Genomic DNA, 12,962 nt, shown 5'->3' on the forward strand with positions numbered 1-12,962 from the left:
GTGGACTGGGGGGAGTGGGATGCACGATCTCTACGTGGTGAGTCATCCGCATGCGGAGCACACCGAACATGATCTCGTCGGTGGGTGGTACGACTCGGAACTGACGGCGCGCGGTCGGCGCGACGCCCGTCTTGTCGCCGCCGAGTTGGTGCGTCGGCGTGACGGTGTGGTCCGGCAGGTGCGGATCACGACGTCGGATCTGGCCCGTTGTGTGGAGACCGCGCGGATTGTCGCGGCGGAGTTCGGTGTTCCGATCACGGCGGACCAGCGGTTGCGGGAGATCAGTTTCGGGGAAGCGGGTGGTCGGCCGAACGCGTGGCTCGCCCAGCGGCAGGTTCCGGCACCGGATCACGATCGGCTCGATCATCGCGGGCCGATTCGTGGTGCGGAGACGCGGCGTGAGGTCGCGACGCGAGTAGGCGCGTGTGTGCGTGAGTTGATGACCGATACCGAGCACGACCACATCGTCGTCACGCACGGCTACGCGCTGACGTTCGTTGTCACGACCTGGATGATGCTGCCGGTGGAGGCGGTCGGCTTCGCGTCGTTCGCGACCGCGCCCGGTGCGATCACTCACCTTCGGCACGACGACTACTGGCGCAACCGCACGCTGATCGGGCTTGCCGAGACGTCTCACTTGAGAGGCGGGGAGGACTGATTGCTTCCCGGAAGCTCTGAACGCCTCTAGTTGACATAATGTCGATTATCGGCGTAATTTTCGGACGGTTCCGCCGCCGTGGGTGCGCACATGTATTCGTTGCTGTGGGAGCCGTGTTGGTGGCCAGAGCACGCGGACTCGGGCGGTGTTTCGGGGTGATCTTCGTTCGGTGGTCGGTTCCTTCGTGGGTGTGCGCATAGTTATGCAAGCGAGAACTTTTGCGATACGAGTTATGTCAAGTCGAGGTCCTCTGCGGGTTTGGTGCGGGCGAACCGGCACGACCGTGTTCGTCGGTGCTCAGGTTCTCGATCGGTGGCGTGTTCGGTCGGAAGGCGAGTGGCATCGCCCGGAAAGGGATTGGCTCCCCGCCTGGATCGCGCATCGGATCGGGATCACCCTCTCCCCCTCCCCTCTCTCCCGGCACCCATATTCGTCACTGTGACGAATATGGGCAGGCTAAGTTTGGCGCACTGGGCGTTCTTGCTCCGCTCGTGCTGTGGCCGGACTGGCAGTAGCTGCTTGCTGGCCGGACTGGCAGTAGCTGCTTGCTGGGCGGCCGTGGCGGTGTGCGCGGGTTGGCAGGTCGTGCATCGCCGCGGGGTTCGAACCGGTTGCCGTCCTTGCTCGGTTGCTGAGAGATGACGAGTCTTGGAAATTTCCTAGATCGTCCTCGTGGAGGCTAGCGGTGGGCGTCGGTGCATCGGCATGGTGACGAAGCGTGGTGGGTGGTGCTGCGCTGGCCGCCCGGTGAGCGGTCCAGTGTTCGGTGATTGGCTCTGGTTGTGGGTGCCAGTTGCGGGCACGCTGGGGCGGTGCTGGTTCGTCGGTTGGTCGCGTTGTATGCCGGATTGTGGTTGTACGGGTTCTCGATGGCGGTGATGGTCCGGGCGGGGCTCGGGTTGGATCCGTGGGATGTGTTTCATCAAGGTGTGGCGCGGCATCTGCCGCTGAGTTTCGGTGCCGTGACGGCGATTACCGGTGTCGTGGTGCTGTTGGCCTGGATTCCGTTGCGGCAGTTGCCGGGGTTGGGCACGGTGAGCAATGTCGTGGTGATCGCCGTGTCGGTCGACGCGGGTCTGGCGTGGTTGCCGTCGTGGGACCTGCTCGTGGTGCGGGCCGGCGCCATGGGGGCCGCGGTCGTGCTGAACGCGGTGGCGAGTGTGTTGTACATCGGGGCGGGCATGGGTCCGGGTCCGCGGGATGGACTGATGACTGGACTGGTTCGGCGAACGGGCCGATCGGTGTGGGTGGTGCGCACGGCGATCGAGGTGACGGTGTTGACGACGGGATTCTTGCTCGGCGGCAGTGTCGGCATCGGAACGCTGGTGTACGCCTTCGGGATCGGGCCGCTGATCCATCTGATGATTCCCGCGGTGAACCGATTTCTACCGGGATTCGCGGTGCCGGAGCCGGTGCCTGTTGTCGGTGCGGCCGCGGGGGTCCCGACCGCTTAGCGGGGCCGCCGGGCACTTCCCTGGCCGGGGTTGGCTGTTTGCAATCGTCACAGTGACACTTCCGCTTGCGGGTACCCCCTGTGAAACAGCTTGACGGGATTGTTGTCGAGAACTTCGCCGCTGAATTCTGTGGCGGCGGGCTGCTTGTCGGGTGACAATCCGGATGTGTCCGCTCTGCTGCCCGATGTGGTTGCCGCCGAGGTGTTCGCAGCCGGGGCTCAACCCGTTCTGTCGGGTGATTCGGTGCTGTTGCGGCCGTGGACGAATGCCGATGCGGCGGTAGTTCAGGCTGTCTACCAGGATCCGGACATTCAACGCTGGCATGTGCGTGAGGTCGTGTCCGAGGCCGAGGCGCTGGAGTTGATCGGGCGCTGGCGGGCGGGGTGGCGTGGTGGTGACGGTCCGCAGTGGGCGGTTGTCGTCGGTGGCGTGGTGGCGGCGCGGGTCGGGTTGCGTGGGATGTCGCCGCCGGATGGTTCGGCGGGGATCGCCTACTGGGCCGCTCCGGGATGGCGGGGTCGCGGGGTGACGCCTGCGGCGGTGGGGGTGGTGACGCGGTGGGCTTTCGAGGTGGGGTTTCATCGGTTGGAGGTGTCGCATTCGGTGCGTAATCTGCCGTCGTGCCGGGCGGCGGTGAAGGCGGGGTTCGCGCCGGAGGGTGTGCGGCGCAGTGCGGGGTTGCATGCGGACGGTTGGCACGACATGCATTTGCATGCCCGCATCTGTCCACCATAGAGACCTGTACGGGATGAGCTGTCCCAGATAGCCTGTGGGAAGCGATCCGGCAGAAGGTGAAAATTGATGACTGCTACCACCATTGCCCGCCAGTGCACCCTGTGTGAGGCGCATTGCGGAATCCTCGTCACGGTCTCCGGTGATCAGGTGACGCGGATCGAGGGCAACCCGCAGGATGTGCTGTCGAAGGGGTACATCTGCCCGAAGGCGACGGCGATGGGCGGGTTGCATCATGACCCGGATCGGTTGCGGACGCCGGTGCGGCGGGTGGGTTCGTCGTTCGAGCCGATCGGCTGGGACGAGGCGTTCCGGGAGATCGGGCAACGGTTGCGGCAGGTGCGTCGCGAGCACGGAAACAGCGCGATCGGCATGTATCTGGGGAATCCGGCCGCGCACAGTTCGTCGGTGCTGTACGCGGTGCTGCTGCGGTCGGTTCTGTTGACGCGGAATTTCTTCTCGGCGTCCTCGATCGATCAGTTCCCGCAGGAGTTCGTCGCGTGGCGGATGTTCGGTTCGAATGTGCTGATGCCGGTGACCGACATCGATCGGACCGAGCGCCTGGTGATTCTGGGGGCGAATCCCGCGGTGTCGAACGGGTCGGTGACCACCATGCCGAATGCGAAGCAGCGGATTCGGGATGTGCGGCGGCGCGGTGGGAAGGTCGTGGTGATCGATCCGCGGCGGACCGAGACGGCGCGGCTGGCCGATCAGCACGTCGCGGTCGCGCCGGGCGGGGATGTGTATCTGCTGCTGGCGATGTTGCATGTGCTGGTGGCCGAGGATCTGTGTGACGCGAAGGCGATTCGCGCGTCGAGCACCGGCTGGGAGCAGTTGCGTGCGCTGGTGGCCGAGGCGTCTCCGGAGCTGATGGCGCAGTACGCGGGGGTGGAAGCGGAGACGATTCGCGGGCTCGCGCGTGAGCATGCGGCGGCGTCCTCGGCGGTGCTGTACGCGCGGATCGGGGTGTGTCAGCAGGTGACGGGCACGTTGACGCATTGGTTGGTGAACACGATCAACGCGGTGACGGGCAATCTGGACCGGGCGGGTGGTCAGATGTTCGCGACGCCGCCGATCGATGCGGCGCGGTATGCGAAGTATCTGCCGGTGGGTTATGGGGCGTGGACGGATAGTTCCGGGACCTACAAGTCGTTCCGTTCGGAGTTGCCGGTGGCGGCGCTGGCGGAGGAGATGGTGACCGAGGGGCCGGGCCGGATCCGGGCGATGATCACGTATGCGGGCAATCCGGTGTTGTCGACGCCGCAGCGGGGCCGGTTGGGGGCGGCGCTGGATTCGCTGGATTTCTATGTGGCCGTGGACATGTACATCACGGAGACGACGCGGCACGCGGATATCATTCTGCCGCCGATCTCGCCGTTGGAGCGGGAGGACGTCAACATCCTGTTCCCGATGTTCAGTGTGCGCAACAATCTGCGTTTCGACGCGCGGGTGTTCGAGCCGCCTGCCGGCGGGCTGGAGGATTGGCAGATCATGGCGCGGCTGGTCACGGAGGTGGTGCCGTTGCCTGCGCGCCGGTTCACCGCCCGGGTGCTGAACGGGTTGTTCGATCGGGTGAGTCCGGTGCGGATCGCTTCGCTCGGGGTGGCGGCGGGGCCGTACGGGGTGTTGCGGCGAGGGCGTAAAGGTTTGACCGTGGGGAAGGCGCGTGCGGCGGAGGGCGGGATCGATCTGGGGCCGTTGCGGCCGAGGTTGCGGTCGTTGCTCGGGACGAAGGATCGGAAGGTGCATTTGGCGCCGGAGGATTTCGTGGCTGCGGCGCGTGAGGTGCTCGCGGAGGCGCGGGAGGGCAAGGCGGTGACCGCGCCGGCCGAGGGGTACGACTTGAAGTTGATCGGTCGCCGTCATCTGCGCAGCAACAATTCGTGGTTGCACAATGTGCCGTCGATGGTGAAGGGGCGGGATCGGTGCACGGCGCTGATGCATCCGGAGGATGCCGCGGCGCGCGGGTTGGGTGACGGTGAGCCGGTGACGGTGCGTTCGCGGACGGGGTCGATCGTGGTGCCGTTGGAGGTGAGTGACGATATCCGGGTGGGGACGGTGGCGATTCCGCACGGGTGGGGGCATCAGGAGCCGGGTGTGGGGTGGACGGTGGCGGCGTCGCTGCCTGGTGCGAATGTGAATCTGCTGCATGATCCGGCGTTGACGGACACGTTCTCGGGGACGGCGGCGGTGAACAATACCTGGGTGACGGTGACGCGGGCGTCGGTCGATTCCGGGGGGCGCGTCGTCGTGGGTGAGCGGGAGCCCGCTCCGACGGTGTGAGTGAGGTGGGTCGTGTAGGGATTACGGCCGAAGCTGTTTCGGCCGACGCTGCTTCGGCCGACGCTGGATTCGGTGTCCGAGGTGAGCGGCAGCGCGTGGCGGAGGTTGCCGCTCGGTTCGGTGAGTAGCGGGGTCAGGCGGGTTCGATGCGGGCGGGGACGTGTTTGTGCCAGGGGGTGCCTGCGATGGCGTCGCGCCAGGTGAGGTCGGTGAGTTCGTTGGCGGCGACGCCGGTGCGGTGGGTGCCGTTGGCGGTGGGTAGGTCGAGGCCGAGGCCGTTGGGCAGGGAGGCGTGGCCGGGTTGCATGCGGTCGTTGGTTTCCACGGTGGCGATGGCGCTGCCGCGGCGGGTGGTGATGCGGGCTCGGTCGCCGGTGGTGAGGCCGAGGCGGGCGGCGTCGTCGGGGTTGAGGCGTAGTGCGCCGTGGGGGTCGCGGCGTCGCCAGGTGTCGTCGCGGAAGATGGTGTTGGCGGTGAAGGCGCGGCGCTCCCCCGCTGCGAGCACGAAGGGGAATTCGGCGGTGGTGTGGGTGGCTGGTGTGGTGGTGAGTTCGCGCAGGGCGTGCAGGAGTTGCGGGATGGCCAGGGGGATGCGTTTGTCGGGGTGTGGGAGGTAATTCCAGGCGTCGTCGTAGTCGTCGAGGGTGAAGGTGACTCCGGAGCGGCTGGTGAGGATGGCGTCGAACAGTGCGTCGGCGTTGCGGTGTCCGGCGCGGCGCATGGCGGCCGGGTAGACCTTGGCGACGCGGTGGGCCAGTGCCCAGAGGACGGCTGCGGAGCGGGCGCCGTGGGGCAGGGTGGGGCCGAGGGTTTCGTAGAGCAGGTAGGGGGCGAGGCCGCCGAGGGTTTTGTCGGTGGCCAGCATGGCGGCGAAAATCCAGGCGTAGGGGCGTCGTCCGAGTTTCGCGGCGGCGCGCAGCAGGGCGAGTTTGCCGCGGCTGACGGCGCGTAGTTCGCGCAGCAGGCGGGCGTAGATCTCGGGTTCGGGCAGGGTGCCGGGGAGCGGGTCGAGGAGGGGGCGCGCAGGTGGAAGGTGTTGTGCGGGAATTCGAGGTTGAAGAAGGTGGCTTCCCATTTCTCGAATTGGCTGGCGGCGGGTAGGACGTAGTCGGCGTGGCGTGCGGTTTCGGTGAGGGCGATGTCGATGACGACGACGAGGTCGAGGGCGTGCAGTGCGTCGCGGAATGCGGTCGAGTCGGCCAGGGAGTGGGCGGGGTTGGCGGATTCGATGATCATCGCGCGGAAGCGGTCGGGGTGGTCGGTGTTGATTTCTTCGGCGATGGCGTTGCAGGGCAGCATGCCGCCGAGCAGGGGTGCGCCGGTGACGGGGCTGCGTTTGATCTCGCGGCGGTAGCCGGCCAGCGGCGCCATCCATGAATGGGGTTGCATGGCGCCTGGTTTGGCGAAGTTGCCGGTGAGCAGCCACAGCAGTTTGTTCAGGTAGGAGATGAGGGTGCTGTTGGGGCTCTGCTGGACGCCGAGGTCTTCGTAGGTGGCGACGCTGCGGGCGGTGGCGATGCGGTGGGCGGTGGTGCGCAGGAGGTTTTCGGGGACGCCGCAGATGTCGGCGTAGGCGGGGATGTCGATGTGTGCGAGGTCGGTGGCGACGGTGTCGGATCCGGTGGTGTGTTCGGTGAGGAAGGTGTGGTCGAGCAGATCGTCTCGGACGAGGATGGCGAGTAGGGCGGCCAGGCACCAGGCGTCGGTGCCGGGGCGTACTTGTAGGTGGATGTCGGCGAGGTCGGCGGTTTCGGTGCGGACCGGGTCGATGACGATCATGGTGCGGGCGGGGTCTTTGGCGATCTGTTGCAGGACGGTGCGGGCGCGGGGGACGCCGTGGGATTGCCAGGGGTTCTTGCCGAGGAAGATCGAGACTTCGGCGTGTTCGAAGTCGCCGGTGGTGTGGCCGCCGGTGAGGTGGGCGTCGACCCATCCTTCGCCGGTCTTCTCTTGGGCCAGGGCGCTGGAGCGGTAGCGGCTGCCGAGGGCGCGGCGCAGGGCGGTGCTGTAGGCGCCGCCGAGGTGGTTGCCCTGTCCCCCGCCGCCGTAGTAGAAGATTTTGTCGCCGCCGTGGGTGCGCTGGATGTCGGTGAGGCGGGCGGCGACTTCGGAAATGGCTGTGTGCCAGTCGATTTCGGTGAAGGTTCCGTCCGGTTCGCGGCGCAGTGGGGTGGTGAGCCTGGTGGCGCCGTTCTGGTAGTGGTCCAGGCGCAGCGCTTTGTTGCAGGTGTAGCCGGCGGAGGCGACGTGGTCTTTGTCGCCGCGGATCTTGGCGAAGCGGCGGTCTTCGAGCTGGATGAGCAGTCCGCAGTTGTTCTCGCACAGGATGCAGGCGGTTTTGTGCCACGCTTCGGTGGCTGTGGGGGTGGTCATCGGCTCACCTGGTCGACGCGGGTGCCGTCCAGCCAGGGTTGGGGGTCGGCGAGGAAGGGGGTGTCGGCGAGGCGGTCGAGGTCGTGGAAGAAGGCTTTGGTGGTGCGTGCGGCCGCGGCGGTGGTGCCGACGGAGACGAATCCGGCTTGTTCGGCGTCCAGGCCGCGGGAGAGGGTTTTGTCGGGTCCGAAGTAGATGGCGCGTTTGAGTTCGGCGACGACGACCGGGTTGCGGGCGGCCAGGCGCGCGGCGGTGGCCTGGGTGTGGGTGAGGAGGTCGGTGTCGGGTAGCAGGCGGTGGACCAGGCCGAGGTGCAGTGCTTCGCGGGCGGTGAACGGTGTGCCTTCGAGGGTGATCTCGATGGCTTTGGCGGCGCCGAGCAGGCGGGTGAGGCGTTGGGTGGCGCCGCCGCCGGGGATGAGGTTGGCGAGGGTCTCGATCTGGCCGAGGCGTACGTGGTCTGCGTCGGCGGCGTAGCGCAGGTCGCAGGCGAGGGCGATTTCGTGGCCGCCGCCGAGGGCGGGTCCGTTGATGGCGGCGAGGTAGGCGACGCCGGAGCGGTTCATCCGCAGGGTGGTGCGTTTCCAGCGGTGGCCCCAGACCAGGCCGGCGCCGAGGCCGCCGCCGTGGCGTTCGACCAGGTCGGTGGCGCCGGGCACGCGCAGTGCGGCCGCGGCGGCGCGCAGGAACGGGGCTGCGGCGCGGGCGGGGACGAAGGGGTGGGGGCGTTCGATCATGCCGCTGAGGGCGGCGGGGTCGGCGTGGGTGAGGAAGCGGCCGGGCAGGCCTCCGGTGAGCACGACGGCGCCGATGGTGTCGTCGGTGTCGACCGCGGCGGTGAGGGTGTCGAGGTCGCGGACGACGGCGGGGGTGACGAAGTTCAGGGGTGGTGCGACGACGCGGGCGGTCAGGACGCGTCCGGTGTGTTCGAGTTCGATGGTTGGCAGGTGTAGATCGGCGGCGGGCATCGGTGGCTCCTTCGGTGCGCGTATCAGCGGTCGGAAGGCGAGACTGTGTCCGCGCGAGGGTGATTCGGGGGTGGCGCGGCCCTGTTCGCGACTATGGCATTCACCATAGTGGGTGTGTCAAGGGCTGAGCGGTCGTGCGATGGGCGGTTCAGCGCGCGGCGGGCATCAGCTCGTGCAGTGTGGCGACGGCGTCGTCGAGCGGGGTGATGTCGCGGTGGACGCGGCACAGTGCGATGGCGCCCTCGAAGGCGGCGACCGTCAGGGTGGCCAGGCGGTCGGCGCGGTCGGCGGGCATGTCGTGGCGGGTCAGCATTCCGGCGAGGGCCTGCTGCCAGCGGTGGAAGATCTCCCCGGCGATGCGGGCGAACTCCGGGGCGTCGTCGTTGGTTTCCACGGCGACCGCGAAGATCGGGCAGCCGGCCCGGAAGTCGCTGTCGAGCAGGGTGCGCCGCCACATCGCGGCGAAGCGGTCCAGTGCGGCGGCGGGTTCGTCGGTGCTGGTCAGGCGTTCGATGAAGGCCGACATCAGTTCGCCGGCCGTGCCGAGGGCGTCGGTGATCAGCTCGGTGCGTCCGCCGGGAAAGTGGTGATACACCGAGCCGCGTGGCGCGCCGGTGGCGGCCAGGACCCGGTCGACACTGGTGGCGCTGGCGCCGTGGACGCGCAGCGAGTCGATCGCGCCGTCGATCATGCGCTGGCGCGCTTCGCCCCTGGGGGGACGTGGGGCGTGGGCGCTGCGGGATCGACGTGTGGTTGCCATACCGCCATGCTATGGCGTCCACCATAAAAGTGTCGTCGCGGACCGGTGTGGCCGGTCCGCGACGACGGGCGGCGCTCACGCGGTGGGCTTGTGCACCCGGTTGCCGTGGAATTCCAGCAGCGCCGCGAGGGTCTGCTCGGGCGCTTCCAGTTGCGGATAGTGGCCGATGCGTGGCAGTTCCACCACGTCGGGGGCCGGGATCAGCTCGCGATAGCGACGCGCCATGTGGCCGCCGGAGACCGGGTCGGTGACGCCGTCGACGAACCGGATCGGGACCTGGGCCTGCTGCAGCGCGCCCACCCAGCGCTGCCGCTGCTTGCGGCGCTCGGCCAGATAGCTGATCAGTTTGTGGCCGTTGCGTTTACCGTGCTTGCTGCACCACAGCAGCCAGAACTGGTGCAGTTCGACGTCGGTGGGTTTGGTGTCGGGCCCGAACACGGTGGACAGGCTGCGGTGGAAGGTGCGTTCGGTGCCCAGGACGCCGACGAGCGGTCCGAGGGGGCCGGCCAGCAGTCGCTGCACCGGGCGCGCTCGGTGCGCTTCGGGGAACAGGCCGCCGTTGAGCAGGAACACCGATTCGATCACCAGAGATTCGTCACCGGCGGTGCGGCGTTCGGCGTCGCGCGCCAGCAGTTCCTGGGCGACGGTGTCGCCGTAGTCGTGGGCCAGGATGTGGTATCGGCCGATGCCGTGTTCGCGCAGCAGGTTCTCGTGGATGTCGGCTTGGTCGGTGATGCGGTAGTCGTAGTTGCGGGGTTTGGCCGACCAGCCGAAACCGATCATGTCCGGGGCGATGACGCGGGCGAAACGTTCGCACAGGCCGGGCCAGATCCGATGCCAGTCCCAGGACGCGGTGGGAAATCCGTGGATGCACACCAGCGTCCCGTCGGCGCCTGCGCCTCCGTCGCGCCAGAAGATCTGGTGACCGCGATGAGTGTGGCGTCGTCCGTTCGCCCGCCAGGACGCGAACTCCTCCATATCTACCTCCTTGTCGTCGACAAGCATGGCGCGTGGGTGCGCCCGGGCACAGTAGTTCGGTGGACCGCGCACGTGTCATCTATCGCGCGGTCCATTTGCCGATCGTGCGCTCTGCGAGAATTCCACCGTGCATGTCGCGATCGGCTTGGTTGTTCTCGTCGCGTCGGCGGCCGCGTTGGCGGCGCTGGCGCGTCGGTTCGGTGTTTCCGAACCGCTGGTACTGACGGTGGGCGGGGTCGCGGCGTCGTATCTGCCGTTCGTGCCGGAGATCCACCTGGAGCCGGAGATCATTCTGCTCGGTTTCCTGCCTCCTTTGCTGTATACCGCCGCGATCCGCACGTCGCTGGTGGATTTCCGGGCGAATGTGCGCACGATCGCGTTGTTGTCGGTGGGGTTGGTGCTGTTCACGACGTTCGCGGTGGCGGTGGTGGTGTGGTGGCTGTTGCCGGTGCCGTTCGCGGTCGCGGTCGCGTTGGGTGCGGTGGTGGCTCCACCGGACGCGGTGGCGGCGACCGCGGTGGCGCGCCGGATCGGGATGCCACGGCGGATCGTGACGATCCTGGAGGACGAGTCGCTGTTCAACGACGCGACCGCGTTGGTGGCGTTGCGCACCGCGCTGGCCGCGACGGCGGGCACGGTGTCGGTGTGGGCGGCGGGAGCGGATTTCCTGTTGGCGGCCGGGGGCGGCGCGGCGGTCGGGGTGGTGGTGGCGTACCTGCTGGCGATGCTGCGGCGGCGGATCACCGATCCGGTGATGGACACGACGCTGTCGTTCCTGGCGCCGTTCGCGGCGTATCTGCCCGCGGAGAGTATCCATGCTTCCGGGGTGATCGCGGTGGTGGTGTGCGGCATGATCCTCGGGCACAACGCGCCGGCTTGGCAGAGTGCCGCGTCGCGGATCGCCGAGCGCATCAATTGGCGCACGATCCAGTTCATTCTGGAGAGTGCGGTGTTCGTGCTGATCGGGTTGCAGGTACGCGGGATCGTGGAGGGCGCCTGGCACAGCGACCTCGATCACGCCACTCTGGTGTGGTCGGCGCTGGCGGTGCTGGCTACGACGATGCTGGCGCGCCCGATCTGGGTCTTCGGTTCCGCGTTGGCGTCGCGCAGTCTCGGCGGCGGTGAGGCGGTGCCGGTGCGTCAGCTGGTGGTGGTGTCGTGGGCGGGGATGCGGGGTGTGGTGACGTTGGCGGCGGTGTTGCTGCTGTCGCAGGACACGCCGCTGCTTGCTGTGCTGAAGCTGCTGGCGTTGGTGGTGGTGGCGGGGACGCTGCTGGTGCAGGGGACGTCGCTGCCGTGGCTGGTGCGGTGGCTGCGGTTGCGTGCGCCCAGTCGCGCCGAGGACGCGTTACAGAAGGCGAATGTGTTGCAGCAGGCGACGGCGGCCGGTTTGGCGGCGCTCGAGCAGCAGGTCACGCCGGATACGCCGCCCGGGGTGGTGCAGACGTTGCGTGATCGCGTGTCGTGGAAGGCGAACGCGGCGTGGGAGCGGCTCGGGCGGGCGGAGTCCGAACAGGTGACCCCCACCGCGGAGTATCGGCGGCTGCGGTTGGCGATGTTGCGCGCCGAACGCGAAACGGTGTTGCGGGTGCGGGATTCGGGCACCGTCGACTACGAGATCCTGCAGCACGTGCTGGGGCAGTTGGATCTGGAGGAGTCGATCATCGATCGTTTCGACGAGGCCGAGGAGGAACGCGTCGAGCCGCTGGCCGCGCCGGTGGCCGAGGAGGTGTGCGCGCATCTGCGGGACGCGCCGCTGGTGCGTGCGCACGCCGGGCCCGACGAATGCGCCGAGTGCGTCGCGGAGGGGTTGGCGTGGGTGCATCTGCGGATGTGCCTGTCGTGCGGGCATGTGGCCTGTTGCGACTCTTCGCCGGGCAATCACGCGACGAAGCATCACGGGGCCAGTGGTCATCCGGTGATGCGCAGTGTGGAGCCGGGCGAGGCGTGGCGCTGGTGCTATGTCGATGAACTGCTCGGGTGACGGTGGCGGGTCAGCGCTGGGCGTGGGAGTAGATCAGGCGCGCGTATTCGGCCAGCAGCTGGTCCAGTGACAGGTTCTCCCCGCCCGCGGCGATCTGCTGGTAGCCGACGAGCATCGCCATGCCCAGTGAGGTGACGACGGCGGCGGTCTCGTCGTCGCGCACGACGCCTTTGACCGCTTTGTGCACGGTGCGTCTGCGGGATTCGTCGACGCGTTTGAGTGCGAGGTTGACCGATTCGTCGTTGGCCGCCCAGGCGCGGATGGCGGCTTCGGCGGCGTGATGCAGCCCGGCGGCGAGGTCGGACATCGCGCGGATGTCATCGTCGGGGTTGCCCTTGTTGAACGGCATGGTGCCCAGGATGCGCACCTGCCGGTTCTCCCAGTGTTCGAGCAGGGCGTCGACGAATCCCTGCCAGCTGCCGAAGTGGTGGTAGAACGACCCGCTGGTGACGCCGAGCTGCCGGCACAGCACACCGATGTTCAGACCCTTGAAGCCGAGTTCGGCGAGCACTTCCAACCCGGTGTCGAAGTACTGCTCCTTGGTGACCACTCGTGACATAGGTGCGCCGTTCTCTTCGTTCGGTCAGGGGGGAAGGGACCGAACAGTACCCCATCGTAGCGTCGGCCGGACCGAGCACGGGAAGTACCGATGCGTACCCCGAGAAGACTCTCCGGTACCTGTTACCTGCTGAGATACCTAGCCTCCGAGTGTGATCCGGTTCCCGGAGGCCCACCACTCCATAACAGAGCGAATGCTCTGTTATGGTGGCGG

9 protein-coding genes and 1 pseudogene are annotated in these 12,962 nt (G+C 67.8%); 5 read left to right on the forward strand and 5 right to left on the reverse strand.

Annotation, left to right across the window (positions count from 1 at the left end):
- Positions 1 to 19 precede the first annotated feature (19 nt).
- The 4 genes from NNI01S_RS14290 (at position 20) to NNI01S_RS14305 (ending at position 5,127) form a co-directional block, all read left to right on the forward strand.
- Positions 20 to 658 (forward strand): histidine phosphatase family protein, encoded by a 639-nt coding sequence (locus tag NNI01S_RS14290; RefSeq protein ID WP_063020572.1) that lies wholly within the window; start codon positions 20 to 22, stop codon positions 656 to 658.
- 869 nt (positions 659 to 1,527) lie between these two features.
- A complete protein-coding gene (yczE, locus tag NNI01S_RS14295; RefSeq protein ID WP_245676135.1) occupies positions 1,528 to 2,112 on the forward strand; it encodes a membrane protein YczE in 585 nt (194 codons plus the stop codon).
- 165 nt (positions 2,113 to 2,277) lie between these two features.
- Positions 2,278 to 2,847: a GNAT family N-acetyltransferase gene (locus tag NNI01S_RS14300; protein ID WP_063020630.1), complete on the forward strand. Its 570-nt coding sequence runs from the start codon at positions 2,278 to 2,280 to the stop codon at positions 2,845 to 2,847.
- Between the two features lie 66 nt (positions 2,848 to 2,913).
- Positions 2,914 to 5,127 (forward strand): molybdopterin oxidoreductase family protein, encoded by a 2,214-nt coding sequence (locus NNI01S_RS14305; RefSeq protein WP_063020574.1) that lies wholly within the window; start codon positions 2,914 to 2,916, stop codon positions 5,125 to 5,127.
- Between the two features lie 133 nt (positions 5,128 to 5,260).
- Here NNI01S_RS14305 and NNI01S_RS14310 read toward each other — a convergent pair.
- The 4 genes and pseudogenes from NNI01S_RS14310 to NNI01S_RS14325 all read right to left on the reverse strand — a co-directional run bounded on the left by NNI01S_RS14310 (position 5,261) and on the right by NNI01S_RS14325 (position 10,206).
- A pseudogene (locus tag NNI01S_RS14310) lies at positions 5,261 to 7,500 on the reverse strand (molybdopterin-dependent oxidoreductase).
- Positions 7,497 to 8,468 (reverse strand): enoyl-CoA hydratase/isomerase family protein, encoded by a 972-nt coding sequence (locus NNI01S_RS14315; RefSeq protein ID WP_063917469.1) that lies wholly within the window; start codon positions 8,466 to 8,468, stop codon positions 7,497 to 7,499. The pseudogene NNI01S_RS14310 and the gene NNI01S_RS14315 overlap by 4 nt, the downstream one beginning before the upstream one ends.
- 148 nt (positions 8,469 to 8,616) lie before the next feature.
- Positions 8,617 to 9,228 (reverse strand): TetR/AcrR family transcriptional regulator, encoded by a 612-nt coding sequence (locus NNI01S_RS14320; RefSeq protein WP_245676113.1) that lies wholly within the window; start codon positions 9,226 to 9,228, stop codon positions 8,617 to 8,619.
- A 75-nt stretch (positions 9,229 to 9,303) separates the two neighbouring features.
- Positions 9,304 to 10,206, reverse strand: a complete 903-nt coding sequence (locus tag NNI01S_RS14325) for an alpha/beta fold hydrolase (RefSeq protein WP_063020631.1) — start codon at positions 10,204 to 10,206, stop codon at positions 9,304 to 9,306.
- A gap of 127 nt (positions 10,207 to 10,333) precedes the next feature.
- Between NNI01S_RS14325 and NNI01S_RS14330 the strand changes: the two genes are divergently transcribed.
- A complete protein-coding gene (locus NNI01S_RS14330; protein ID WP_063020577.1) occupies positions 10,334 to 12,190 on the forward strand; it encodes a Na+/H+ antiporter in 1,857 nt (618 codons plus the stop codon).
- A 10-nt stretch (positions 12,191 to 12,200) separates the two neighbouring features.
- Here the strand turns inward: NNI01S_RS14330 and NNI01S_RS14335 are convergent, their stop codons facing one another.
- Entirely contained in the window at positions 12,201 to 12,749 is a 549-nt protein-coding gene (locus NNI01S_RS14335; RefSeq protein WP_063020578.1) for a TetR/AcrR family transcriptional regulator, read from the reverse strand.
- Positions 12,750 to 12,962: the final 213 nt, after the last annotated feature.

Origin of the sequence: Nocardia niwae NBRC 108934 = DSM 45340 (assembly GCF_001613465.1) — a bacterium.
GTDB lineage: Bacteria > Actinomycetota > Actinomycetes > Mycobacteriales > Mycobacteriaceae > Nocardia > Nocardia niwae.